The organism is Roseateles violae (assembly GCF_030410485.1).
In the GTDB taxonomy this organism is placed as follows: Bacteria; Pseudomonadota; Gammaproteobacteria; order Burkholderiales; family Burkholderiaceae_C; genus Roseateles_D; species Roseateles_D violae.
Genome location: NZ_JAUHHC010000004.1, coordinates 267,075 through 290,545, shown reverse-complemented (window position 1 = coordinate 290,545; position 23,471 = coordinate 267,075). Strand labels below are relative to the sequence as shown.

20 protein-coding genes are annotated in these 23,471 nt (G+C 68.6%); 8 read left to right on the top strand and 12 right to left on the bottom strand.

Annotated elements, in window-relative coordinates; translation table 11 throughout:
- Positions 1-3: 3 nt before the first annotated feature.
- Complete coding sequence (lexA, locus tag QWJ38_RS15725; protein WP_290360056.1) at positions 4-735, bottom strand: transcriptional repressor LexA; 732 nt, start codon at positions 733-735, stop codon at positions 4-6.
- A gap of 91 nt (positions 736-826) precedes the next feature.
- Here lexA and QWJ38_RS15720 point away from each other — a divergent pair, with 91 nt between their 5' ends.
- The 3 genes from QWJ38_RS15720 (at position 827) to QWJ38_RS15710 (ending at position 4,519) form a co-directional block, all read left to right on the top strand.
- Positions 827-1,738, top strand: coding sequence for an asparaginase (locus tag QWJ38_RS15720; RefSeq protein ID WP_341850504.1), 912 nt, complete (start codon positions 827-829; stop codon positions 1,736-1,738).
- 144 nt (positions 1,739-1,882) lie between these two features.
- Positions 1,883-2,245, top strand: coding sequence for a response regulator (locus QWJ38_RS15715; RefSeq protein ID WP_290360055.1), 363 nt, complete (start codon positions 1,883-1,885; stop codon positions 2,243-2,245).
- A 21-nt stretch (positions 2,246-2,266) separates the two neighbouring features.
- Entirely contained in the window at positions 2,267-4,519 is a 2,253-nt protein-coding gene (locus tag QWJ38_RS15710; RefSeq protein ID WP_290360054.1) for a hybrid sensor histidine kinase/response regulator, read from the top strand.
- 115 nt (positions 4,520-4,634) lie between these two features.
- On the opposite strand, the gene QWJ38_RS15705 is transcribed toward QWJ38_RS15710, so the two are convergent.
- Together QWJ38_RS15705 and QWJ38_RS15700 are read right to left on the bottom strand one after the other, a co-directional pair.
- Positions 4,635-5,060: an organic hydroperoxide resistance protein gene (locus QWJ38_RS15705; RefSeq protein WP_290360053.1), complete on the bottom strand. Its 426-nt coding sequence runs from the start codon at positions 5,058-5,060 to the stop codon at positions 4,635-4,637.
- A gap of 13 nt (positions 5,061-5,073) precedes the next feature.
- Positions 5,074-5,574: a MarR family winged helix-turn-helix transcriptional regulator gene (locus QWJ38_RS15700; RefSeq protein WP_290360052.1), complete on the bottom strand. Its 501-nt coding sequence runs from the start codon at positions 5,572-5,574 to the stop codon at positions 5,074-5,076.
- A 76-nt stretch (positions 5,575-5,650) separates the two neighbouring features.
- Between QWJ38_RS15700 and QWJ38_RS15695 the strand changes: the two genes are divergently transcribed.
- Positions 5,651-6,001: a DUF1304 domain-containing protein gene (locus QWJ38_RS15695; protein ID WP_290360051.1), complete on the top strand. Its 351-nt coding sequence runs from the start codon at positions 5,651-5,653 to the stop codon at positions 5,999-6,001.
- An 11-nt stretch (positions 6,002-6,012) separates the two neighbouring features.
- Here QWJ38_RS15695 and QWJ38_RS15690 read toward each other — a convergent pair whose 3' ends face one another.
- The 9 genes from QWJ38_RS15690 to queF all read right to left on the bottom strand — a co-directional run bounded on the left by QWJ38_RS15690 (position 6,013) and on the right by queF (position 16,124).
- Positions 6,013-7,992, bottom strand: coding sequence for an ATP-binding cassette domain-containing protein (locus QWJ38_RS15690; protein ID WP_290360050.1), 1,980 nt, complete (start codon positions 7,990-7,992; stop codon positions 6,013-6,015).
- Positions 7,989-8,855: a 50S ribosomal protein L3 N(5)-glutamine methyltransferase gene (gene prmB, locus QWJ38_RS15685; RefSeq protein WP_290360049.1), complete on the bottom strand. Its 867-nt coding sequence runs from the start codon at positions 8,853-8,855 to the stop codon at positions 7,989-7,991. Before prmB ends, QWJ38_RS15690 begins: the two co-directional genes overlap by 4 nt.
- A gap of 57 nt (positions 8,856-8,912) precedes the next feature.
- Positions 8,913-10,766: an aspartyl protease family protein gene (locus QWJ38_RS15680; RefSeq protein WP_290360048.1), complete on the bottom strand. Its 1,854-nt coding sequence runs from the start codon at positions 10,764-10,766 to the stop codon at positions 8,913-8,915.
- Between the two features lie 77 nt (positions 10,767-10,843).
- On the bottom strand, positions 10,844-11,995 hold the full coding sequence (dapE, locus tag QWJ38_RS15675; RefSeq protein ID WP_290360047.1) for a succinyl-diaminopimelate desuccinylase: 1,152 nt from the start codon (positions 11,993-11,995) through the stop codon (positions 10,844-10,846).
- Positions 11,992-13,149, bottom strand: a complete 1,158-nt coding sequence (locus tag QWJ38_RS15670; protein WP_290360046.1) for a PilT/PilU family type 4a pilus ATPase — start codon at positions 13,147-13,149, stop codon at positions 11,992-11,994. Before QWJ38_RS15670 ends, dapE begins: the two co-directional genes overlap by 4 nt.
- 38 nt (positions 13,150-13,187) lie before the next feature.
- Complete coding sequence (gene dapD / locus QWJ38_RS15665; RefSeq protein ID WP_290360045.1) at positions 13,188-14,012, bottom strand: 2,3,4,5-tetrahydropyridine-2,6-dicarboxylate N-succinyltransferase; 825 nt, start codon at positions 14,010-14,012, stop codon at positions 13,188-13,190.
- Positions 14,013-14,023: 11 nt separating this feature from the next.
- On the bottom strand, positions 14,024-15,229 hold the full coding sequence (gene dapC / locus QWJ38_RS15660) for a succinyldiaminopimelate transaminase (RefSeq protein ID WP_290360044.1): 1,206 nt from the start codon (positions 15,227-15,229) through the stop codon (positions 14,024-14,026).
- Between the two features lie 10 nt (positions 15,230-15,239).
- On the bottom strand, positions 15,240-15,668 hold the full coding sequence (locus QWJ38_RS15655) for an SET domain-containing protein (RefSeq protein WP_290360043.1): 429 nt from the start codon (positions 15,666-15,668) through the stop codon (positions 15,240-15,242).
- Positions 15,669-15,692: 24 nt separating this feature from the next.
- Positions 15,693-16,124 carry a preQ(1) synthase gene (gene queF / locus QWJ38_RS15650; protein ID WP_290360410.1) on the bottom strand — a complete coding sequence of 144 codons (432 nt, stop codon included), beginning with the start codon at positions 16,122-16,124 and terminating at the stop codon, positions 15,693-15,695.
- A 246-nt stretch (positions 16,125-16,370) separates the two neighbouring features.
- Between queF and smc the strand changes: the two genes are divergently transcribed.
- From smc to QWJ38_RS23990, 4 genes are all read left to right on the top strand, one after another.
- Positions 16,371-19,886: a chromosome segregation protein SMC gene (smc, locus tag QWJ38_RS15645; protein ID WP_290360042.1), complete on the top strand. Its 3,516-nt coding sequence runs from the start codon at positions 16,371-16,373 to the stop codon at positions 19,884-19,886.
- The gene (locus QWJ38_RS15640) at positions 19,883-20,947 is read left to right on the top strand and encodes a cell division protein ZipA C-terminal FtsZ-binding domain-containing protein (protein ID WP_290360041.1); all 1,065 of its coding nucleotides are present in this window, start codon (positions 19,883-19,885) and stop codon (positions 20,945-20,947) included. The genes smc and QWJ38_RS15640 overlap by 4 nt, the downstream gene beginning before the upstream one ends.
- A gap of 237 nt (positions 20,948-21,184) precedes the next feature.
- The gene (paeA, locus tag QWJ38_RS15635) at positions 21,185-22,492 is read left to right on the top strand and encodes a polyamine export protein PaeA (RefSeq protein WP_290360040.1); all 1,308 of its coding nucleotides are present in this window, start codon (positions 21,185-21,187) and stop codon (positions 22,490-22,492) included.
- A 23-nt stretch (positions 22,493-22,515) separates the two neighbouring features.
- Positions 22,516-23,196, top strand: coding sequence for an alpha/beta hydrolase family protein (locus QWJ38_RS23990; RefSeq protein ID WP_341850503.1), 681 nt, complete (start codon positions 22,516-22,518; stop codon positions 23,194-23,196).
- Positions 23,197-23,471: the final 275 nt, after the last annotated feature.

Below are 23,471 nucleotides of genomic sequence, written 5' to 3'. Positions count from 1 at the left end.
CGATCACGAGAACATCTGTCCGCGGATCAGGCCGACTGCCAGGCCTTCGATGCAGAAGCTGTCGTCGCCCTGGCTGACGCGGATAGGTTCGAAGTCGGCATTCTCCGGCAGCAACTCGATGCCGCTCTTGCCGCGCTGGAAGCGCTTGACGGTCACCTCGTCGCCGATGCGGGCCACGACGATCTGGCCGTTGCGCGCCTCGCTGGTCTTGGCGACGGCCAGCAGGTCGCCGTCCATGATGCCGATGTCCTTCATGCTCATGCCCTTGACCTTCAAGAGGAAGTCGGGCTTCTTGGCAAACATGCCGGCCTCCACCGTGTAGCTCTGCTCGATATGTTCCTGGGCCAGGATGGGCTGGCCGGCGGCGACGCGGCCGACCAGGGGAAGGGTCAGCTGGGCGAGGCCGGCCATGGGCAGCGAGAATTGCTTGGCGAAGCCGCCGCCGCGCATCTCGCGGCTTTCACGTGTTTCGCGGGCTTCGCGGGCCTCGTTCACCGCGCGCAATGTGTCAGACTTCAGCCGGATGCCGCGCGAGGTGCCGCCCAGCAGTTCGATGACGCCCTTGCGCGCCAGCGCCTGCAAATGCTCCTCGGCCGCATTGGCGGAGCGGAAGCCGAGTTCGGCGGCGATCTCGGCGCGCGTCGGCGGGGCGCCGGTAAGTTCGATGGCATCGCGCACCAGGTCGAGGATCTGCTGCTGGCGGGCGGTAAGTTTCGGGCTGCTGCTATCGTCCACGGGCTCTCCTCGGGTTGCCTGAATATCTATCCAGTAACTGTATTTTCATCCAGGTTGAGAAAAATTGCAAAACGGCAAGGCTGATCTGATCGTGATTCTGGGAACCGGCGGCACGATCGCCGGCACCGCCACCGATGTGGCCGACAACGTCGGCTACACCGCCGCCCAGGTGGGCGTCGCTCAACTGGTCAAGGCAGTGCCGCCGCTGGCCACGCGCCGGCTGGAGACCGAGCAGGTCGCGCAGCTGGACAGCAAGGACATGGACTTCGCCACCTGGCAGCGGCTGGCGCAGCGCGTCGCCGCGCAGCTGGCTCGGCCCGAGGTCGCCGGCATCGTCATCACCCATGGCACCGACACGCTGGAGGAGACCGCCTACTTCCTGCAGCGCGTGCTGGCGCCGACGAAGCCGGTCGTGATCACCGCGGCGATGCGGCCGGTCACCGCGCTGCAGAGCGACGGGCCGCAGAACCTGCTCGATGCGGTCCAGGTGGCCGACGACGCGCTGGCGCGCGGGGTGCTGGTCGTCTTCGCCGGCGCGATCCACACGGCCGAGCAGGTGCGCAAGGTGCACAGCTACCGCGTCGATGCCTTTGCCTCGGCCGATGGCGGCAAGCTCGGCGTGGTCGAGGAAGGGCGGGTGCGCTGGTGGGCGCAGGCGATGCTGAGCGAAGGCCTGGGTCTGGCGCGCATCGCGCGGCCGGTGGCCAACTGGCCGCGCGTGCAGATCGTCCTGAACCATGTCGGCGCCGACGGCACCATCGTCCGCGCGCTGCTGGCGCAGGGCGTCGACGGCCTGGTCGTTGCCGGCACCGGCAATGGCACGCTGTCCACGGCACTGGAGCATGCGCTGCGCGAGGCGCAGGCCAGCGGCGTGCGCGTGCTGCGCAGCACGCGCAGCGACGCCGGCCCGGTCATCGCCTCGAACGAGGCCTTGCCCAGCGCCGGCGCCCTGAGCCCGGTCAAGGCGCGCATCGAACTGCTGCTCGAACTGCTGCGCGAATGAGCCGTCAGGGCCAGACCTGACCCTGCGGCCGCGGCGCCACGCCGGCCGGGCATTTGGCTCCGGCCGGGTTTGCACGTATTCTGCTCGCGTGCGTCGCGGTTGCCAGCGCGATGCATTCAGGGAGGCTTCGCGGAAAAAAAGACGATGCTGCGAATACTGGTGATCGAAGACACGCCGGCGAATCTGAGCCTGGTTGGCGCCATCCTGGAGTCGGCCGGCCATCTGATGCTGGGCGCCGTCGATGCGGCCAGCGGCATCGCGCTGGCGCGCCGCGAGAAGCCCGACCTGATCCTGATGGACATCCAGTTGCCTGGCCAGGACGGCCTGGCGGCCACGCGCGAGCTGAAGGGCGATGCGCTGACGCGTTCGATCCCTGTTGTCGCGCTGACCGCGCAATCGATGAAGGGCGATCGGGAGCGGGCGCTGGAGGCCGGCTGCGCCGCCTACCTCGCCAAGCCCTTCAACTATCGGGAGCTGCTGAGCACGATCACAAGACTGTGCCCCTGAAGCGGGGCCGGGAGGGCCGAGATGGACGAGACCGAGGCGCCGGATTTCCGCGCCCTGTTCGAATCGGCACCGGGGTTGTACCTGGTGCTGGATCCGCAGTTGCGCATCGTCGCGGTCAGCGACGCATACCTGCAGGCGACGATGACGCAGCGCGGGCAGATCCTCGGGCGTGCGCTGTTCGAGGTCTTCCCGGACAACCCGGCCGATCCGGAGGCGCAGGGGGTCAGGCATCTGGGCGCCTCGCTGCAGCGCGTTATCGAGAGCCTTCGTCCGGACAGCATGCCGCTGCAGAAATACGATATCCGCCGGCCCGAGAGCGAGGGCGGCGGCTTCACCGAGCGCTACTGGAGCCCCTACAACGTGCCGGTGCTGGGCGCCGACGGCGCCTTGCGCCATCTCATCCACCGCGTCGAGGACGTCACCGACTTCGTGCTGCTGCGCCGACGCGAGGCGGAGCAAGGGCAGCTTGCCGAGGCCTTGCGCGGCCGGGTCGAACGGGTGGAGATGGAGGTCTACCAGCGCGCGCAGGAGGTGGCCCGGGCCAATGCCGAACTGCAGCGTCGCAACGAGGAACTGCACGCCAGCGAGGCCCATCTGCGCCGGCTCGCGCGCGAGCTGGAGGGCGTCAACACCGAGATCGCGATCAAGAACCAGCTGCTGGAAGAGGCGAGCCGGCAGAAGTCGCAGTTCCTCTCCAGCATGTCGCACGAGCTGCGCACGCCGCTGAACGCGATCATCGGCTTCTCCGACATCTTGCACGATGGCATCGCCGGCCCGCTGTCGGAGCGCCAGCGCGACTATCTGCGCCACATCCTCGAAGGCGGCCAGCATCTGCTGGCCCTGATCAACGACATCCTCGACTTGTCCAAGGTCGAGGCGGGCAAGGTCGAACTGGGTCTGGAGCCGGTCGAGCCCGGCGCGCTGCTGGCCGACAGTCTGCCCATCATCGAGGAGCGCGCGCGCAGCAAGCAGCTGCAGATCGACTACCGGCCCGATCCCGCGCTCACCGCCGCGCTGCACGGTCGCATGCGGCTCGATGCGCGGCGGGTGCGCCAGATCCTCTACAACCTGCTGTCGAACGCGGTCAAATTCACGCCGGCCGGCGGCTCGGTGCAACTGCGGGCCGCGCGCGTCGGGCGCGAGCGCGCGGCACAAGGGCTGCCGCGCCAGGCCGGCTTCGGCAGCGGGCGTCGCAGCGCGCTGCCCGCCAGCGAGTTCCAGCAGTTCCTCGAGATCAGCGTCTGCGACAGCGGTATCGGCATCGCCGCCGCGGATCTGGACAAGCTGTTCCAGCCCTTCTCGCAGATCAGCAACGCGACGACGCGCAACCAGGAAGGCACCGGTCTGGGCCTGGCCCTGGTCCAGCGCCTGGCCGAGCTGCATGGCGGCGCCGTGGCGGTCAGCAGCGCGCCGGAGCGAGGCAGCTGCTTCAGCCTCTGGCTGCCCTGGCGCGAAGAAGAATCCCGCCCCGAAGCCATCGAGCCAGGCACGGCGCAGCAAGGCCTGGCCCTGATCATCGAGGATGACGACGGCGCGGCGGCGCTGCTGCGCCTGCAGCTGCAGGCGCAGGGCTTTCGCAGCTACCGCGTGGGCTCGGCCGAGCAGGCGCTGGCCATCGCCGGCGAGCTGCGGCCGGACCTGATCACCTTGGACATCCTGCTGCCCGGCATGGACGGCTGGGAGTTCCTGGCGCGGATGAAGGAGCTGCCGCAATGGTCCGAGGTGCCGGTGGTCGTGGTCTCGGTGCGGGACGACGGCGAACGCGCCTATGCGCTGGGCGCCTCGCTGAGCCTGCAGAAACCGGTCTCGCTGGAGGCTCTGCGCCGCGGCCTGCAGCGCATCGTGCCGCGTCCGGGCCAGCCGGCGGGCTTGACCGCCCTGGTCATCGACGACGATGCGAAGGCCGTCGAACTGCTGGCGCGGCAACTGCACCAGCTCGGCTGCGTCGTGCTGCGCGCCTATGGCGGGGCCGAAGGCATCGAGCTGGTGCGGCGCTGCCGGCCGGACCTGATCCTGCTTGATCTGGAGATGCCCGAGGTCAATGGCTTCAAGGTGGTGGAGGCGCTGAAGCAGGACCCGGGCAGCGCCGACATCCCGGTGATGATCGTCACCGCGCGCGAGCTCGGCCTGGCCGATCGCCAGCGGCTCAGCGGCAAGGTCTGGGAGTTGCTCAGCAAGGACGAGCTGCAGGAAGGGCGCTTTGCCGCCGAGGTGCGCCGGGCGCTGGGTCAGTCCGGCCGCCTGCGGCGGGGCAGCGAGGCGCCGGCGCCATGAGAAAGCCCCGCCGGGGCGGGGCTGGTGTGAAAAAAAGCCCCGCTTGGGCGGGGCAGGTGCGAAAAAAAGCCCCGTCTGAGCGGGGCTTGTGCGGCGCAAGGCTGGCGGCCTTCGGTCAGACCACGTTCAGCGCGACGTCGATATTGCCGCGGGTCGCGTTCGAGTAGGGGCAGACCTGGTGCGCGGCGGCCACCAGTTGCTCGGCGGCGGCGCGCTCCATGCCGGGCAGATTAATGTGCAGCGCGACCTGGATGCCGAAGCCGGCCGGGATCGGGCCGATGCCGACATCGGCGCTGATGGACACATCGGCCGGCACGGCGATCTTCTGCTTGGCGGCGACCGCCTTGATCGCGCCGATGAAGCAGGCCGAATAGCCGGCCGCGAACAGCTGCTCGGGATTGGTGCCCGGGCCGCCGGCGCCGCCGAGTTCCTTGGGCGTGGACAGCGTGACGTTCAGCGCGCCGTCGCTGGACTGGGACTTGCCTTCGCGGCCGCCGGTCGAGGTGGCGTGGGCGGTGTAGAGGACTTTTTCAAGGGCCATGGTGGTTTTCCTTTCAGTTGGAGGTCGGCGGGGAAATGGCGGCATCGGCAAGCTGCGTGCGCAGACTGTGCAGGCGCTGGGTCAGCGTCGTCAGCTCGTCCAGCGTGCAGGCGCTGGCGCAGGCGAGCCGGGACGGGATGCTTTGGGCCGCGGCGCGCAGCGCCGTACCGGCGGCGCTGAGCCGGATGTCGACGCGGCGCTCGTCGTCGGCGGCGCGGCGGCGCTCGATCAGGCCGGCCGTTTCCAGCCGCTTCAGCAAGGGGGTGAGGGTGCCCGAGTCCAGCGAAAGCCGCTGGCCCAGGGTGGAAACGCTGATGTTGTCCTGCTCCCAAAGCACCAACATCACGAGGTATTGCGGATAGGTCAGGCCCAGCGGCTCCAGCAGCGGCTTGTAGAGCTTGGTCATCGCCAGCGAGCTGGAATACAGCGCGAAGCACAGCTGCCGGTCCAGGCGCAGCCATTCGCCGCCGCTGTCGTTCGCGCTGTCGGGGCCGGGTTGCTTGCTGCGTGCCATGGTCGATAATGTAGATGGCAATTTAATAGCGCACAATTTAAATGGTTATTCCGCTACGACGAGCAAAGGCGCTGCCATGACGATGATCGCGAGCCTGCTGGTGGCCCTGGTGGCCGCCCTGCATCTGTACTTCCTGGTGCTGGAGATGTTCTTCTGGACCCGGCCGCTGGGGCGCAAGGTCTTCCGGCTCGAGCCCGAGTTCGCCGAGGCAAGCAAGACGCTGGCCGCCAACCAGGGCCTCTACAACGGCTTCCTGGCCGCTGGTCTGGTCTGGGGCCTGTGCCTAGGCGAGGCACGCATCCAGCTGTTCTTCCTCGGCTGCGTGCTCGTGGCCGGCCTGTTCGGCGCGGCCACGGTGGGCAGGAAGATCCTCTATGTGCAGGCGCTGCCGGCGCTGCTGGCCATCGGCGCGCTGCTGATGCGCTGATGAAACTGGGGCTAGGCCGCGGCGGCGTGCATCGCGTCGATCTCGGCGCTCAGCTCCAGCCAGCGCAACTCGGCCGCCTCCAGCTCGTCATGGATGGCCTTCAGCCGCTTGCCGATCTCGGCGATCTGCGCCGGCGGCGTCGCGCCATCGGCGAGCCGGGCTTCCAGCGCCGTGCGCTCGTCGGCCAGCTGGTTCAGCTTGGCGTCGATGCCGTCCATCTGCTTGCGCAGCGGCTTGGTCTGCTCGGCCAGGCGCATGCGGGCCTGGCCGCTGGCCTTGCGGTCCTCGCGCGAGGCGATGGGCGCGGGCGCAGCGATCGGGGCGGGCGCGGGGGCCGCTGCGACGGGTGAGGCCGCGGCCTTCTTGGCCTGTTCCTTGGCCAGCTTGGCCGCTTCCTTGGACTGTTCCAGCAGCCACTTCTGATAGTCGTCCAGATCGCCGTCGAAGGGGCCGACGCCGCCCTGGGTCACCAGCCAGAACTCGTCGCAGACCTCGCGCAAGAGCGCGCGGTCGTGGCTGACCAGCATCACCGTGCCCTCGAACTCGTTCAGCGCCATCGACAGCGCCTCGCGGGTCTGCAGGTCCAGGTGGTTGGTCGGCTCGTCCAGCAGCAAGAGGTTGGGGCGCTGCCAGACCAGCATGGCCAGCACCAGGCGCGCCTTCTCGCCGCCGGACAGGCTGCCGACCGGCTGGTTGACCATATCGCCGACGAAGCGGAACTGACCGAGGAAGTCGCGCAGCTCCTGCTCACGGGCGCTGGGGCTGACCTCCTTGGCCAGGCGAATCATGTGCGACAGCGGCCCTTCCTCGGGCCGCAGCACGTCCATTTCCTGCTGGGCGAAATAGCCGATCGACAGGCCCTTGCCCTCGGTGATCTTGCCGGCCATCGCGCGCTGCATGCGCGCCACCGTCTTCACCACCGTCGACTTGCCCTGGCCGTTGGCGCCGAGGATGCCGATGCGCTGGCCGGCCAGCACCGAGCGGTCGATGCCGCGCACGATGATCTTCTCGCCCTCCTCGGTGTCGTAGCCGCAGGCCACCTCGTCGAACATCAGCATCGGGTTCGGCAGCGACACCGGCTCGCGGAATTCGAAGCTGAAGTCCGAAGCCGTCAGCACCGGCGCCAGCTTCTCCATCCGCTCCAGCGCCTTGACGCGGCTCTGCGCCTGCTTGGCCTTGCTGGCCTTGGCCTTGAAGCGGTCGATGAACTTCTGCAGATGGGCCATGCGGTCCTGCTGCTTCTCGTAGGCGGCTTGCTGCAGCACCATGCGCTCGGCGCGCATCGCCTCGAAGGCGGTGTAGTTGCCGCCGTAGCGCATCAGCTTGGCCTCGTCCAGATGCAGGGTCACCTTGGTGATCGCATCGAGGAACTCGCGGTCGTGGCTGATGATGATCAAGGTGCCGTCATAGCGCTGCAGCCAGGCCTCCAGCCAGACCAGGGCGTCCAGGTCCAGGTGGTTGGTCGGCTCGTCCAGCAGCATCAGATCGGCCGGGCACATCAGCGCGCGCGCCAGCTGCAGGCGCATGCGCCAGCCGCCGGAGAAACTGTTCACCGGCGCGTCGACCTGCTCGCCCTTGAAGCCCAGGCCCATCAAAAGCGCCTGCGCCCGCGGCCGCGCGTCGAAGGCGCCCGCGTCCATCAAGAGGCCATGGGCATCGGCCATCGCATGGCCGTCCTCGGCCGCCTCGGCCGCTTCGAGCGCGCGGCGAGCGGCCATCAGCCGCGTGTCGCCTTCCAGCACGAATTCGGTCGCCGGCATGTCGGTCTCGGGCATGTTCTGCGCGACCTCGCCGACCGCCCATTGGCGCGGAATGTCGACCTCGCCCTTGTCCGATTGCAGGCGGTCGGTCAAGAGCGCGAACAAGCTGGACTTGCCGGCGCCGTTGCGGCCGACCAGGCCGACCTTCTCGCCCGGTTGCAGCGTGACGCTGGCGTCGTCGAGAACGATCTTGGTGCCGCGGCGCAGCGTGATATTGCGTAGGGTGATCATGCGCTCAATGCTTCCTTGGTGACCAGCAGCACCTGATCTTCTCCGGCCGAGGTTTCCATCCAGGCCACTTCGAGCGAGGGGAAGGCCGCCTCGAAGAACTCGCGCTCGTTGCCGATCTCCAGCACCAGTACGCCGTGTTCGCTTAAGAATGCCGGCGCCTCGGCCAGCAACTGGCGGATGAAGTCCATGCCGTCGGCGCCGCCGGCCAGGGCCAGCTCGGGCTCGGCGCGGTATTCGGCGGGCAGGGCGGCCATCGAACCGCTGTTGACATAGGGCGGGTTGCACAGGATCAGGTCGTAGACCTGGTCCGCCGCGGGCGCCAGTCCATCGCCCTGCAGCAGGCGGATGCGCTCCTGCAGGCCGTGCTTGTCGACATTGATGCGCGCGACCTCCAGCGCCTGCGGGCTCAGATCGATCGCATCGACCTCCACCTCGGGCCAGGCCAGCGCCGCCAGCACGGCCAGGCTGCCGTTGCCGGTGCACAGGTCCAGCACGCGGCGGGTCTGCTCCGACAGCCAGGCATCGATGCTGGCGTCGGCGATCAGCTCGGCGATGAAGCTGCGCGGCACGATTGCCCGTTCATCGACATAGAAGGGCACGCCCTGCAGCCAGGCCTCGCGGGTCAGGTAGGCGGCCGGCTTGCGCGTCGCGATGCGCTCGCCGACCAGGGCGGCGATCTCGGCCTGCTGCGTCGGGGTCAGCTCTTGCTGCTCGTGCTCGTCGAGCGCGTCGAGCGCCAGGCCCAGGCGCCACAGCGCCAGCCAGGCAGCCTCGTCGAAGGCCTTGGTTGTGCCATGCCCAAACGAAACGCCCGCTTCGGTCAAGCGGGCGGCCTGGGCTTCTATGCAATCTATTAACTTCATGGCGGCGGAATCGGGATTGGGCCCGATTGTCGCCGATGCGCGGCCGCCTTCCGCCCGCTAGCCGCCGGCGGATGTTGCGGCCGATGCGGCAGCCGTCGGCGCGGCTGGCTTCGGATCGGCGGCCAGGCCGTGCTTGCCGGTTGCCTCGTCGATGGCGGGGTCGAGTTTGCGGGCCGCATCGAGATCGAGCTGAGCACCGCCCAAGTCGCCGAGCTTGCGCCGGGCAATGCCGCGGCCGTACAGCGACCAGGCGGAATCGGGCTTGAGCTTCAGCGCACGGTCGAAATCGGAGACGGCCTTGCGCAACTCGTCCCGGCGCAGGCGCAGCCAGCCACGGCTGTCGTAATAGGCGCCGTTCTTCTCCTCGAGATCGATCGCCTTGTCGCAATCGGCCAGCGCCGCATCCAGCTCGGTATTGAGCATGGTGCGGGCCCAGCAGCGGCTGTTCAGCGCGCTGCCGAGTGCAATATCGTGCGGATGGGCGCTGATCCACAGGGCCCATTGGTTCATGGCGCCTTGGCTCTGGCCGAGTTCGTAGTAGAGCTGCGCCATCTCCAGCCGCTGGGTCGCCTGCGGCGCGAGATGCCGGTCCAGCGCCTGCAGGTCTTCGAGGGCCGCCGAACGCTCGCCGAGTGCGGTGCGCAGGCGGACGCGCCGCAGCCGCGCCTCCGCCTGCGTGGGTTCGAGCCGCAAGGCGCGCTCGTAGTCCGCGAGTGCCAGTTTCGCCTTGCGCATCCGCTCATGCACCGCGCCGCGCCGTACCAGGTAGTCGGCGACCTCGGGCGCCATCTCGCAGGCGCGATCGAGGTCGGCCAGCGCGCGGGCATAGTCGCGGCGCGCGGCGGCTGCGGCACCGCGGCGCGCATAGCCGGCCGCATCGCTGGGCGGCTCGCCAGCCTCCTCGCCTGCCGCCTGCGCCGCACCGTCCGAGCTGCTGAGTGCAAAGACCGGCCCGCCGTTGTAGGTGAAGTACATCCGGCGCTGCTTCTTCGAGACGTAGATCCGGTGCGACAGGAAGAAGTCGATGCCCAGCAGCATGTCCTCGTCCTTGAGCTTGAAGTCGGCGACGGCGATGCCGATATTGGAGATCGCTTCATCCCCGAGCTCGAAGCGGCCGGCGGTCGCCGTCCAGCGATCGGCCTCGCCGCGGCCGGCGCCGTGAATCTTGCCGGCCGGCTTCATATCGCCGATGCCGGCCTGCTTGGCCGCTTGCAGCGATACCAGCGATTGCGCGCCGGTGTCGAAGAGCACGCTGATCGTCTTGCCATTCAGCTTGGCCAGCGCCCGGATGGCCGGCGTCTTGGATCGGCTCTCGTCGCGCAACAGCGGCAGCACCGAGAAGGGCTTGTCGCGGGCCCAGTAGGCCATCGCCTTGTCGCCGCAATCATCGTTCGGGAACATCAGCCGGATCACGCCGTTGGCGAGGTCGTACTCGATGTCGGTGAAGGCGAGGATGTTGCGGCCGATCAGGCCCATCGTGCCATTGCCGAGATCGGCGTTGCCGCCGACGATGAAATCGATGTCGGGGATCTCTCCGCCAAGCAGTTGGAGGCGCTTCACCGTCGCCTGCCGCGCCTCGATCTCGCCGGTGATGCCCTCGATCCGCAGCCCCCAGGGCAGGTTGTCGAGCTTCAGCTGCAGCTGCTGCGCGGCGGCATGGCTCAGCATGCTGTAGAAGGCGCCGCTGTCGACCATCATCGGCACCTTGCTGCCGTTGATGCCCAGCGTCGCCACGGCGCGCGAGCCGACCATCGTAATCGGCATCTCGAGCGCGCTGAGCTTGCAGGCCGCCGCGGCCGGGTCCGTCATGGCCGCCAGGCCCAGCAGCATGGCCCCTGAAAGGCACAGCCTACGGGCACGCCGGATGCTCGCGGCAAGGCCTGCCGCGATGGGCTTCTTGTTCTCGTTCATCACCGCTCCCTTTTCTTTCGCGCAACTGTATGCCAGGCGCAAAGGGAGTCCCGGGCCTTCGCGCCCGGGGTTTGTACTCAGGCGAGCAGCGTTTCCAGCGTGCGCCGGTAGATGTTCTTCAGCGGTTCGAGATTGTCGACCGGCAGGTGTTCGTCGATCTTGTGGATGGTCGCGTTGATCGGGCCGAGTTCGATCACCTGCGGGCAGATCTTGGCGATGAAGCGGCCGTCGGAGGTGCCGCCGGTGGTCGACAGCTGAGTCGTCAGGCCGGTCTCGGCCCGGATCGCCGCGCTGACCGCGTCGCTGAGCGTGCCGACCGGGGTCAGGAAGGGCTCGCCGCCCAAGGTCCAGTCGAGCGCGTATTCGAGACCGTGGCGGGCCAGCAGCGCATGGACGCGGCTCTTCAGACTTTCCGGCGTCGACTCGGTCGAGAAGCGGAAATTGAAGTCGACCATCATCTCGCCCGGGATCACATTGCCGGCGCCGGTGCCGGCATTGATGTTCGAGATCTGGAAGCTGGTGGCCAGGAAATAGGCATTGCCGGCATCCCAGTCGATGGCGACCAGCTCGGCCAGCGCGGCGGCAGCCTGGTGCACCGGGTTGCGGGCCAGATGCGGGTAGGCGACATGGCCTTGCACGCCCTTGACCTTGAGCCGGCCGGACAGGCTGCCGCGGCGGCCGTTCTTGACCATGTCGCCGACGGCCTCCAGCGAGGTCGGCTCGCCGACGATGCAGTAGTCCAGGCGCTGGCCGCGCGCGCGCAGCTGCTCGCAGCAGACGACGGTGCCGTCGACGGCCGGGCCTTCCTCGTCGCTGGTCAGCAGGAAGGCCAGGCTGCCGCGGTGGTCCGCATGGGCGGCGACGAACTCCTCGGCCGCGACGACCATGGCCGCCAGCGAGCCCTTCATGTCCGCCGCGCCGCGGCCGTAGATGCGGCCCTCGCGGTAGCTGGGCACGAAGGGATCGGAGCCCCAGGCCTCGAGCCGGCCCGGCGGCACGACATCGGTATGACCGGCGAACAGCAGCACCGGGCCATCGGCGGCCGTGCCGCGGCGGATCGCCCACAGATTGCTGACGCGAAAGTTCTCCGGACCGCTGTCCATGGCCTCGATCTCGAAGCCCAGGCGCTGCAGCCGTTCGCCTATCAATTGCTGGCAGCCGGCGTCGCCAGGCGTTACCGAGGGGCGCGCGATCAGCGCTTCCAGCAGGCCCAGCGTGGCGTTGCTCATTCCGTATGCACGTCCAGCGTGATCTCGGTGAAGCTGGCGTCGTCGCTGGCGCGTTCCTCGGCCTTGGGCGCGGCGCTCTTCTGGCCGGGTGCCTCGTTCTGCAGGCGCCAGAGCAGATTGGTCGGCGAGTCGGCAAAGGCCAGACCCTCGTCGCGGCTGATCGTGCCGTCCAGGATCAGCTTGGCGAAATGCTCCTCGTAGCACTGCGAGCCCTCGGCGATCGATTTCTCCATCGCCTCCTTGACGCCGCCGAAATCGCCTTTCTCGATCAGTTCGGCGATCAACTTGGTGTTCAGGAGGATCTCGATCGCCGGCACGCGGCCGCCGGCCGTCGCGCGCAGCAGGCGCTGCGAGACGACGGCCTTCAGGCCGGCCGCCAGGTCGTTCAGCAGCGCGGGCCGCGACTCCGGCGTGTAGAAGGACAGGATGCGGTTCAGCGCGTGGTAGCTGTTGTTGCCGTGCAGGGTGGCCAGCACCAGATGGCCGGACAGCGCATAGGAGATGGCCGCCGTCATCGTCTCGCGATCGCGGATCTCGCCGATCAGGATGCAGTCGGGCGCCTGGCGCAGCGCGTTCTTCAGCGCGATCTGCAGGGAGGCCGTGTCGCGGCCGACCTCGCGCTGGTTGACCACCGAGCGCTTGTTGCTGAACAGGTATTCCAGCGGGTCCTCGATGGTGAGGATATGGCCGGGCATGTTCTGGTTGCGATGCTCGAGCATCGAGGCCAGGGTGGTGCTCTTGCCGGTGCCGGTGGCGCCGACCATCAGGATCAGGCCGCGCTTCTCGGTCACCAGCTTGCCCAGCAGCGGCGGCAGGTTCAGGCTTTCCAGCGTCGGGATGTTGTGCGGGATGTGGCGGAACACGCCGGCGATCGTGCCGCGCTGGCGGAAGCCCGAGAGCCGGAAGCTGCCGACGCCGCTGACCGAGACGGCCAGGTTCAGCTCGCCGCTCTGGTCCAGCTCGGCCAGCTGCGCCGGCTCGACCACCTCGGCGATCAGCTGGCGCGGCTGCGAGGGGCTTAGCAACTGGTCCGACAACTGCACCATCTGGCCGTTGATGCGGATCAGCACCGGCATATTGGCCGATAGATAGACGTCGGACGCCCGCTTCTCGGCCATCAGCCGCAGGATCCGTTCCATGTTTCCGCTGCTCATGCCGGGCTCCCCCTCGCTGTGTTGTTGTCCGCGCTCGATCAGGCCCGCAGCAGGTCGTTGATGCTGGTCTTGGCGCGGGTGCCGGCGTCGACCTTCTTGACGATGATGGCAGCGTAGAGGCTGTACTTGCCCTCGTTCTTGGGCAGCGAGCCGCTGATGACGACCGAGCCGGCCGGCACGCGGCCGTAGCTGACGGTGTCGGTCTCGCGGTCGTAGATCGGCGTGCTCTGGCCGATGTAGACGCCCATCGAGATCACCGAGTTCTCCTCGACGATCACGCCCTCGACCACCTCGGAGCGGGCGCCGATGAAGCAGTTGTCCTCGATGATGGTCGGGTTTGCCTGCAGCGGCTCCAGCACGCCGCCGATGCCGACGCCGCCGGAGAGGTGCACGTTCTTGCCGATCTGCGCGCAGCTGCCGACGGTGGCCCAGGTGTCGACCATCGTGCCCTCGTCGACATAGGCGCCGATGTTCACGTAGCTGGGCATCAGGATCACGTTCTTGGCCTGGTAGCTGCCACGGCGGGCGACGGCCGGCGGCACGACGCGCACGCCGCTGGCGCGGATCGCCGCCTCGTCCATCTGGCCGTACTTGCTCGGCACCTTGTCGAAGAAGGTCAGTTCGCCCGAGCCCATCAGCTGGTTGTCGTTCAGACGGAAGGACAGCAGCACCGCCTTCTTCACCCACTGGTGCACGGTCCACTGGCCGACGCCCTGGCGCTCGGCGACGCGCAGGCGGCCGGCATCGAGCTCGGCGATCACATGGTCGACGGCCTCGCGCACGGCGCCGGTGCTGCCGGTGTTCAGGGAGGCGCGGTCTTCCCAGGCCTGTTCGATGGTGGTCTGCAGTTGCGTCGTCGTCATGGCGATGAAATTCAAAGGAGGGATTGCTTGAAGGAACGGGTGAATTCGGCGATGCGCCGGGCGGCCTCGAGGCATTCGGCCTTTTCGGCCACGAGGGCGAGGCGGATGCGGCCGGCGCCCGGGTTGACACCATGCGCCTCGCGGGCCAGCAGGCTGCCCGGCAGCACCGTGACATTGTATTGAGCCAGCAGCTGCTGGGCGAAGGCGATGTCGTCGCCTCCGGGCACGGCCGCCCAGAGGTAAAAACTCGCGTCCGGCAGCGCCACGTCCAGCTCGGCGGCCAGCACCGGCGTCACCTGGGCGAACTTGGCGCGGTACTGCTCGCGGTTCGCGATCACATGGGCCTCGTCGTTCCAGGCCGCGATGCTGGCGGCCTGCACCATCGGGTTCATCGCGCTGCCATGGTAGGTGCGGTAGAGCAGGAACTTCTTGATGAGGGCGGCGTCGCCGGCGACGAAGCCCGATCGCATGCCCGGCACATTGCTGCGCTTGGACAGGCTGGTGAAGGCGATCAGATTGCGGAAGTCGTGGCGGCCGAGCTTGGCCGCGGCCTCCAGCCCCGACAGTGGCGGCTCCTCGCGGAAATAGATCTCCGAATAGCACTCGTCCGAGGCGATCACAAAGCCATGCTGGTCGCTCAGCGCGAACAAGGTCTCCCATTCGCCCAGCGGCATCACCGCACCGGTCGGATTGCCCGGCGAGCAGCAGTAGAGCAGCTGGGTCCTGGACCAGGTGGCTTCATCGATCTGCGACCAGTCGGCGGCGAAATTGCGCGCCGGGTCGCTGTTGGCGAAGGCGGTCTGCGCACCGGCGAGCAGGGCCGCGCCCTCATAGATTTGATAGAAGGGGTTCGGGCAGACGACGGTGGCGCCGGGCTGGCTCGGGTCGATCACCGTCTGCGCCAGCGCGAACAGCGCCTCGCGCGAGCCGTTGACCGGCAGCACCTGGCTGGCCGCGTCAAGCCGCAGGCCATAGCGGCGCTCGAGCCAGCCGACGATTGCCTCGCGCAGCTTCGGTTCGCCGGCGGTGGCCGGGTAGGCGGCCAAGGTCTTCAGGCTGCCGACCAGCGCGTCCTCGACCAGCTGGGGCGCCGGATGCTTGGGTTCGCCGATGCCCAGGCTGATGGCCCGGTAGGCGGGGTTGGGCTTGATGTCCTGGGTCAGCGCGCGCAGGCGCTCGAAGGGGTAGGGGTGGAGCTTGTCGAGCAGCGGATTCATGGTGCGGGCATCATAGCCAGCCGATGCAGCCCGGCTGGCCGCAGCGGCAGGCCAGCTGGCCTTCGTGATGGGTGGCGCCGTAGTCGACGGTGATCTCCTCGCCGACGGCGATCTCGCGCAGCGCGTAGAAGCGCACCGTGCTGCCGGCCTCGACGGCGATGCGGGCGTTCGGCCGGCAGGAATGGTTGGTGAAGCGCATCGGATCGCTGGAGTGCGTGGCGTCGATCGCGCGCCGTGCCGACAGCTCGACCAGCATGATGCGCCGCCGGCCCTGCACCCGGCGCCGGCCCTCGGCGACGCTGACCGCCTCGCCGGTCAGGTCGCCGATCGCCGCCTCGGCAGCAATCGCTTCGGCGGCGAACACGCCGAAGCCGTCGATGCGGCTGCGCCGCACCGCCACGGCGACGAACTGATGGGCCGGATGGGCGGCAAGGGCCAAGATAGATGTCAGGGTTTCAGCGCCTCAGCGCAGCAGGCCCGACTCGAAGCCATGCGCCGGCAGTTCGACGGCCGGCAGCGGCTTCCAGCCCTTCTTGCGGTGCTCGGTCACCACATTGGTGTAGATGCCGCCGCGCACATACCACTTGGCCGTGATGCGGATATAGCGCGGGTTGGTGACCTTGATGATGTCTTCCATGATGGTGTTGGTCACCTTCTCATGGAAGGCGCCCTCGTCGCGGTAGCTCCAGAAGTACATCTTCAGGCTCTTCAGCTCGACGCAATACTTGTCCGCGATCATGTCGATCGTGAAATGGGCGAAGTCGGGCTGGCCGGTCAGCGGGCAGTGGCAGGTGAACTCGGGCACCTGGAACTGGATCACATAGTCGCGCTGCGGGGCCGGGTTGGGGAAGACATGGATCTCCTTGCTCGGCGCCGAGGGCGGGTTGGGCGGCATGTCGCGCATCTTGGGCGCGACCTCGGTGTCCTTGCGCATCTTGGGCGCGGCGGCGGCGCTCTTGCGGGTCTTGGAGGAGGCGGTGGGGCTGTTCTTGGTGGCCATGAATTCGGTGCGGCGCGGCCGGCCGCGAGGCCGGGACGGGCGTCAGAATGGGGGAAGTCCCGATGGTATCATCCGCGCCCTGCGAAGCGCCTTTTTCGGGCGCTTTTGTCTAGATAAATCAACGGCTTACGAAGAACGCGCATGCGTCTGAACTCGATCAAGCTCTCCGGCTTCAAGTCCTTTGCCGAGCCGACCACCTTCCAGCTGCCGGGCCAGCTGGTCGGCGTGGTCGGGCCCAATGGCTGCGGCAAGTCCAACATCATGGACGCGGTGCGCTGGGTGCTGGGCGAGAGCAAGGCCTCCGAGCTGCGCGGCGAGTCCATGCAGGACGTGATCTTCAACGGCTCGGGCAACCGCAAGCCGGCGAGCCGCGCCAGCGTCGAGCTGGTGTTCAGCAACGAGGACGCGCGCGCCGGCGGCCAGTGGAACCAGTTCGCCGAGATCGCCGTCAAGCGCGTGCTGACCCGCGACGGCACCAGCAGCTACTTCATCAACAACCAGCCGGTGCGCCGCCGCGACGTGCAGGACGTGTTCCTCGGCACCGGCTTAGGGCCGCGCGCCTACGCCATCATCGGCCAGGGCACGATCAGCCGCATCATCGAGAGCAAGCCGGAAGAGATGCGCATGTTCCTCGAGGAGGCGGCCGGCGTCTCCAAGTACAAGGAACGCCGTCGGGAAACAGAGAACCGGCTGAAGGACACGCGCGAGAACCTGACCCGGGTCGACGACATCCTGCGCGAGCTGAACAACAACCTCGAGAAGCTGGAGAAGCAGGCCGAGGTCGCCGCCAGCTACCGGGGCCTGCAGGACGCCGGCACCCTGAAGCTGCACCAGCTCTGGTTCTTGAAGCACCGCGACGCCAGCAGCGAGGCGGCGCGCGTCAAGGGCGAGCATCTGCAGGCGGTCAATGCGCTGGAGGCGCGTGTCGCCGAGCTCCGCCATGTCGAGGCCGAGCTGGAGACGATACGGCAGGCGCATTACGCGGCCGGCGACGAGCTGCATGCTTCGCAAGGCCGCTATGCCGAGGCGCAGCTGGAGGTCAGCCGCCTGGAAGAGCGCATCCGCTATGTCGTCGAAGGCCGCCAGCGCGTCGAGGCGCGGCTGATCGAGCTGCAGGCGCAGAACCATCAATGGCAGGAGCGCTCGGTCCAGGCGCAGGACGAGATGGAGACGATCGCGGCCCAGATTGCGATGGCCGAGGAGCAGAGCGAGATCCTGGCCGCCCAGGCGGAGGAGCAGGCGGCCCAGCTGCCCAATGCCGAGGACGCGGTGCGCGCGGCTCAAGGCCGCGCCAACGAGCAGCGCCTGGCCGTGACCCAGGTCCAGCAGCAGATCCAGGTGCTGGCGGCCGAGAGCCGCAATATCGACGAGCAGTCGCGCCAGCTGCGCACCCGCCGCGAGCGCCTGGCCGCCGAGCGCCAAGGCCTGGCCGCGCCGGACGAGCAGCGCCTGGCCGAGCTGAAGGAGCAGAGCGCCGCCGCCGACGAGGCACGCGATCTGGCCGAGGCGCGCCTGCACGAGCTGCAGGAACAGCTGCCGCAACAGGACGAGGCACGCCGCGCCGCGCAGCTGGACACCAATGCGCAGCTGGCCCGGCAGAGCGAGCTGTCGGCGCGGCTCGATGCGCTGCGCGCGCTGCAGGAAAAGGTGCAGACCGAGGGCAAGCTGAAACCCTGGCTGGCCCGGCATGGCCTCGACGGCCTGCAGGGCCTGTGGACCCGGCTGCACATCAAGCCGGGCTGGGAAAACGCGCTGGAGGCGAGCTTGCGCGAACGGATGGGCGCGCTGGAGGTCGGCCGGCTGGAGACGGTGCGCGCCTTCGCGCAGGACGCGCCGCCTGCGCGGCTGGCCTTTTATTCGGCGCCGTCGGCGGCCATCGCGAACACGCACGAGACCCTGCCGCGGCTCAGCGAATTGCTGCGCCTGGACGACGCCGGTCTAAAGGCGCTGCTGAACGACTGGCTCGAAGGCGTCTACACGGCCGGGTCGATCGACGAGGCCCTGGCCAACCGCGACAAGCTGACCCATGGCGAGCTGATCATGACGCCGGAAGGCCATGCGGTCAGCCAGTTCGCCGTCGCCTTCTACGCGCCCGACTCCGAGCAGGCCGGTATGCTGGCCCGCGCGCAGGAGATCGAGCAGCTGGTGCTGGAGCTGCGCGCCCAGGCGTTGATCGCCGAGGATGCCAAGACGCGGCTGGTGCGCGCCGAGGCGGCCTATAGCGAGGCCTCGCAGCGGCTGGCGAACCTGCGCCGCGAGGCCACCGAAACGCAGACGCGCGCGCACCAGCTGCATGTGGAGCTGCTGCGCCTGTCGCAACAGGCCGAGGCCGCCAGCAGCCGCCGCACGCAGCTGGAAGAGGAGCTCGGCGAGATCGATGCCCAGGCCGAGGAGCTGCAGGAGCGCCGCATCACCGGCGAGGCCCGCTTCGAGGAACTCGATATGCAGCTGGCGACCACCCAGGAGCGCCATGCCGAGCTCGACGATGCCGTCATCGAAGCGGAGCGCCGCCTCGGCGAGGCCCGGGAACAGCTGCGTGCGCTGGAGCGCCGCGCGCAGGAGGCGCAGTTCAGCGCCCGCTCGCTGGCCTCGCGCCGCGGCGAGCTGCAGCGCGCGATCGAGACGGCCGTGCAGCAGGTGCAGACCAATACCGCCTCGGCCGAGAGCCTGCAGCGCGAGATGGAGACGCTCAACGACGCCGCCGCCCAGGCCGGCTTGCAGGACGCGCTGGCGCTGAAGCTGGAGCGCGAGCAGGCCTTGGCCGCCGTGCGCAGCGGCTACGACGACCTGAGCCTGCGCATGCGCAAGGCCGAGGAGCAGCGGCTGGAGTTCGAGCGCAGCCTGGACCCCTTGCGCGAGCGCCTGACCAAGCTGCAGCTGGAGGAGCAGGCGGCCCAGCTGGGCGGCGCGCAGTACATGGAGCAGCTGAGCGCGGCCGGGGTCGATCTAGAGGTGCTGGCCCGCTCGATCGAGGAGGGCCAGGTCAAGCTCTGGGGCCTGCAGGGCGAGATCGACCGCATCAACCGCGACATCGCCGCGCTGGGCGCCGTCAATCTGGCGGCGCTGGACGAGCTGACCGCCGCGCGCGAGCGCAAGCAATTCCTCGACGCGCAGAACGCCGACCTGCTGGCGGCGATGAAGACGCTGGAGGATGCGATCCACAAGATCGATCTGGAGACGCGCGAGCTGCTCTCGGCCACCTTCAACCAGGTCAACGAGCATTTCGGCCGCATGTTCCCGGCCCTGTTCGGCGGCGGCCAGGCCCGGCTGAACATGGTCGGCGACGAGATCCTCGACGCCGGCGTGCAGGTGATGGCGCAGCCGCCGGGCAAGAAGAACGCGACCATCCACCTGCTCTCGGGCGGCGAAAAGGCGCTGACCGCGATCGCGCTGGTGTTCGCGATCTTCCAGCTGAACCCGGCGCCCTTCTGCCTGCTGGACGAGGTCGATGCGCCGCTCGATGACGCCAATACCGAGCGTTACGCGAAGCTGGTGTCGGAGATGAGCGCGGGCACGCAGTTCCTGTTCATCTCGCACAACAAGATTGCAATGGAAATGGCTCAACAACTGATCGGCGTGACGATGCAGGAACAAGGGGTGTCGCGCATCGTCGCGGTGGACATGGACAAGGCGCTGAGCATGGCGGAGGCGGCATGACGCTCACAGTGATGCTGGCCATCCTCGGCGGCCTGGTGCTGGCCGCCGTCATTGCGCACGGCGCCTGGACCGCGCGCCGCGCCGGCCCGCGCAAGCCGCTGCCGCAGGCGGTCGAGCCGCAGCTCGACGCTCAACAGCGCGTCGAGCCCGGCCTCGGTGAGCTGGCCCCTGCCGCAACGGCCACCGCGCCGGCGCTGGACGAGACGCTGCCGGTGGTCAATCGCCAGCCGCGCAAGCCCTCGGCCCGCATCGATGCGCTGATCGACGCGATCGCCACCATCAATCTCGACCAGCCGATCAGCGGCGAGCTGGCGTTGTCGCAGCTGCCGCCGAGCCGGCGCGCCGGCACCAAGCCCTTCCATATCGAGGGCTTGAACGCCGAGAGCGGCGACTGGGAACTGCCCGTGCCGGGCCAGCGCTATGGCGAGTTCCAGGCCGGCGTGCAGATGGCCAACCGCAGCGGCGCGCTGAACGAGATCGAGTACTCGGAATTCGTGCAGAAGGTGCAGGCCTTTGCCGAGGGCGTCGGCGCGCTCGCGCAGTTCCCCGACATGCTGGACGTGGTCGCGCGTGCGCGCGAGCTGGACCAGTTCGCCAGCGAGCACGATGCGCAGCTGGCCGTGGTGCTGCGCCCGCGCGCGGCCGCGTGGACCCTGGGCTATGTGCTGCAGATGGCGGCCAAGCAGGGCTTCGTGCCCGGCGCGATGCCGGGCCGTCTGGTGCTGGCGGCCGCGGAGGAGGGCGCTCCGCCCATCCTGAGCCTGAGCTTCGAATCGCAGGCGGCGCTGGCCGAGAACCCGCAGGCTTCGTCCTTGCGCGAGCTCTCGCTGGCGCTGGACGTGCCGCAGACGCCCGAGGCGCTGGAGCCCTTCGCCGCCTGGCAGGAATCGGCGCGCGCGCTGGCCCGGGACATCGAGGCCGATATCTGCGACGACCGCGGCCAGATCCTCAATCTGCACGCCTTCGCGGCGATCGACCAGAGCCTGGCCCAACTCTACCGCGCGCTGAGCGCGCGCGACCTGGCCGCCGGCAGCCTGGCCGCGCGGCGGCTATTTAGCTGAGAACGAGAGAGCGGCGAGGGCCTGTTAAGGCTGCGGGAATGGGGCGCGAAGGCCGCCATAGCGGGCCAATCTAGGCGCGGCGCGCTGCCCGCACTCGCGTGCGGGCAAGTGTCGCAACGACGAGTGGCTCGTGATGGCGCGCCTTCCCGCAGGGTTGTGATCGGCAAGGCTGCTGCGGCATTGCCGATCACAACGCGACCCGTTTACGTGGCCTTGACAGGCCCTACACTGCCGCGCATGACGACAAGCCTGTTGCTGATTGGCCTGCTGATCCTGGCCAGTGCCTTCTTCTCGGTGGCCGAACTGTCGCTGGCCGCCTCGCGCCGGCTCAAGCTGCGCCAACTGGCCGACGAGGGCGATGCGCGCGCCGACAAGGTGCTGGCCGTGCAGGAGCAGCCGGGCCATTACTTCACCGTCGTGCAGATCGGTGTCAACACGGTCGCCATCCTGGGCGGCATCGTCGGCGAGGGCGCGCTGACCCCGCATTTCGAGGCCGCGCTCGCCTATGTGACCGGCCCCGAGCGGGCGCAGACGCTGGGTTTCGGCCTCTCCTTCGTCTGCATCACCGGTCTCTTCATCGTGCTGGCCGATCTGTTCCCGAAGCGGCTGGCGATGAACGAGCCGGAGCGCCTGGCGATGGCCGTGGTCTCGCCAATGCTGGGCCTGGTCGCTGTGCTGAAGCCGCTGGCCTGGGCCTTCAACGGCCTGGCCTCGGGCGTGATCCGCATGATGGGCCTGCCGGCCGAGCGCGACAACACGATCACCCATCACGACATCCTCGCGCTGGCCGAAGCCGGCAAGCAGGCCGGCAGCGTCGCCGTGGCCGAGCAGCAACTGATCGAGAACGTGTTCGAGCTCGACACCCGCCGCGTCGAGAGCGCGATGACGACGCGCGAGCACATCGTCTTCTTCTCGCTCGGCGACGACGATGCGCTGATTCGCAATCGCATCGCCGAGCAGCCGCACTCGACCTATCTGGTCTGCGACGGCGACGAGATCGATGCGATCGTCGGCTATGTGGACGCGACCGATCTGTTCCAGCGCGTGCTGCGCGACGAGGCCATCGATCTGCGCGCACCTGGGCTGGTCAAGAAGGTGCTGATCGTGCCAGACCGGCTGACCCTGTCCGAGGTGCTGGCGCAGTTCCGCCAGGCGCTGGAGGACTTCGCCGTCATCGTCAACGAATACAGCCTGGTGGTCGGGGTGATCACCCTGAACGACGTGATGAGCACGGTGATGGGCAATCTGGTCGCCTCCTACGACGAGGAGCAGATCGTGCGCCGCGAGGACGGCAGCTTCCTGGCCGATGGCATCACGCCCATCCCCGATGTGCAGCGCGCGCTGGAACTGGAATCGCTGCCGCATCCGGGCCAGTACGACACGCTGGCCGGCTTCCTGATGGTGATGCTGCGCCGCATCCCCAAGCGCACCGACCAGCTCATCTGGGAAGGCTGGCGCTTCGAGGTCGTCGACGTCGACAGCCACCGCGTCGACCAGGTGATGATCACCCGCGTCGCGGCGCCCGCCGCCGAGGTCGAGCGCTGAACCCCCAACCGCCCACAGCCATGATGCATCCACCTCTTTTTGCCCGCCTGCTCGGTGGCCTGCTGCTCGGCCTCGCATTGCTGGCGCCGGCCCGCGCCGCCGACGAGCTCAAGGTCGCCGAGGGCGATCACATCGCCCGCAGCTTCCGCTTCGACAGCGGCGAGACCCTGGCCGAACTGCGCCTGCACTACCGCACGGTCGGTAGGCCGCAGCGCGACGCGCAGGGCCGGGTGACGAACGCGGTGCTGGTCATGCACGGCACCGGCGGCAGCGGCGCGCAATTCATCCGGCCCGAGTTCTCGGGCGAGCTGTTCAAGGCCGGCGGCGTGCTCGACGCGGGCCGCTACTACATCGTGCTGCCCGATGCGATCGGGCACGGCGGCTCCAGCAAGCCCAGCGATGGCCTGCGCGCCGGCTTCCCGCGCTATGGCTACGAGGACATGGTGCGCGCCCAGCATCTGCTCCTCAGCGAGGGCCTGAAGATCGACCATCTGCGCCTGGTGTGGGCACCTCGATGGGCGGCATGCAGACCTGGCTGTGGGGCGCGCGCTACCCTGACTTCATGGATGCGCTGTTCCCGCTGGCCAGCCTGCCCACGCAGATCTCGGGCCGCAACCGCATCTGGCGCCGCGTCGTCATCGACGCGATCCGCAAGGACCCGGCCTGGCAGGGCGGCAACTACCAGCAGCAGCCGCCCAGCCTGACGACGGCCAGCGAGATGCTGATGTTTATGTCCAGCAATTCGCCGCTGCGTCAGCAACAGATGCCGACGGTGGCCGCCAGCGACGCGGCGATCGACGCGGCCGTCGCCGCGGCCTACAAGAGCATGGACGCGAACGACTTCCTCTATCAGCTCGAGTCCTCGCGCGACTACGACCCGGCGCCGGGTCTTGCCCGCATCAAGGCACCGCTGCTGGCGCTGAACACGGCCGACGACCTGATCAATCCGCCCGAGCTGCAGATCCTCGAGGACGGCATC

Bases quoted from the DNA above. Each gene is read 5' to 3' on its own strand.
- QWJ38_RS15715 (WP_290360055.1), top strand. From the start codon at position 1,883: ATGCTGCGAATACTGGTGATCGAAGACACGCCGGCGAATCTGAGCCTG.
- QWJ38_RS15710 (WP_290360054.1), top strand. From the start codon at position 2,267: ATGGACGAGACCGAGGCGCCGGATTTCCGCGCCCTGTTCGAATCGGCA.
- QWJ38_RS15705 (WP_290360053.1), bottom strand. From the start codon at position 5,060: ATGGCCCTTGAAAAAGTCCTCTACACCGCCCACGCCACCTCGACCGGC.
- QWJ38_RS15700 (WP_290360052.1), bottom strand. From the start codon at position 5,574: ATGGCACGCAGCAAGCAACCCGGCCCCGACAGCGCGAACGACAGCGGC.
- QWJ38_RS15695 (WP_290360051.1), top strand. From the start codon at position 5,651: ATGACGATGATCGCGAGCCTGCTGGTGGCCCTGGTGGCCGCCCTGCAT.
- QWJ38_RS15690 (WP_290360050.1), bottom strand. From the start codon at position 7,992: ATGATCACCCTACGCAATATCACGCTGCGCCGCGGCACCAAGATCGTT.
- prmB (WP_290360049.1), bottom strand. From the start codon at position 8,855: ATGAAGTTAATAGATTGCATAGAAGCCCAGGCCGCCCGCTTGACCGAA.
- QWJ38_RS15680 (WP_290360048.1), bottom strand. From the start codon at position 10,766: ATGAACGAGAACAAGAAGCCCATCGCGGCAGGCCTTGCCGCGAGCATC.
- dapE (WP_290360047.1), bottom strand. From the start codon at position 11,995: ATGAGCAACGCCACGCTGGGCCTGCTGGAAGCGCTGATCGCGCGCCCC.
- QWJ38_RS15670 (WP_290360046.1), bottom strand. From the start codon at position 13,149: ATGAGCAGCGGAAACATGGAACGGATCCTGCGGCTGATGGCCGAGAAG.
- dapD (WP_290360045.1), bottom strand. From the start codon at position 14,012: ATGACGACGACGCAACTGCAGACCACCATCGAACAGGCCTGGGAAGAC.
- dapC (WP_290360044.1), bottom strand. From the start codon at position 15,229: ATGAATCCGCTGCTCGACAAGCTCCACCCCTACCCCTTCGAGCGCCTG.
- queF (WP_290360410.1), bottom strand. From the start codon at position 16,124: ATGCCGCCCAACCCGCCCTCGGCGCCGAGCAAGGAGATCCATGTCTTC.
- smc (WP_290360042.1), top strand. From the start codon at position 16,371: ATGCGTCTGAACTCGATCAAGCTCTCCGGCTTCAAGTCCTTTGCCGAG.
- QWJ38_RS15640 (WP_290360041.1), top strand. From the start codon at position 19,883: ATGACGCTCACAGTGATGCTGGCCATCCTCGGCGGCCTGGTGCTGGCC.
- paeA (WP_290360040.1), top strand. From the start codon at position 21,185: ATGACGACAAGCCTGTTGCTGATTGGCCTGCTGATCCTGGCCAGTGCC.
- QWJ38_RS23990 (WP_341850503.1), top strand. From the start codon at position 22,516: ATGCATCCACCTCTTTTTGCCCGCCTGCTCGGTGGCCTGCTGCTCGGC.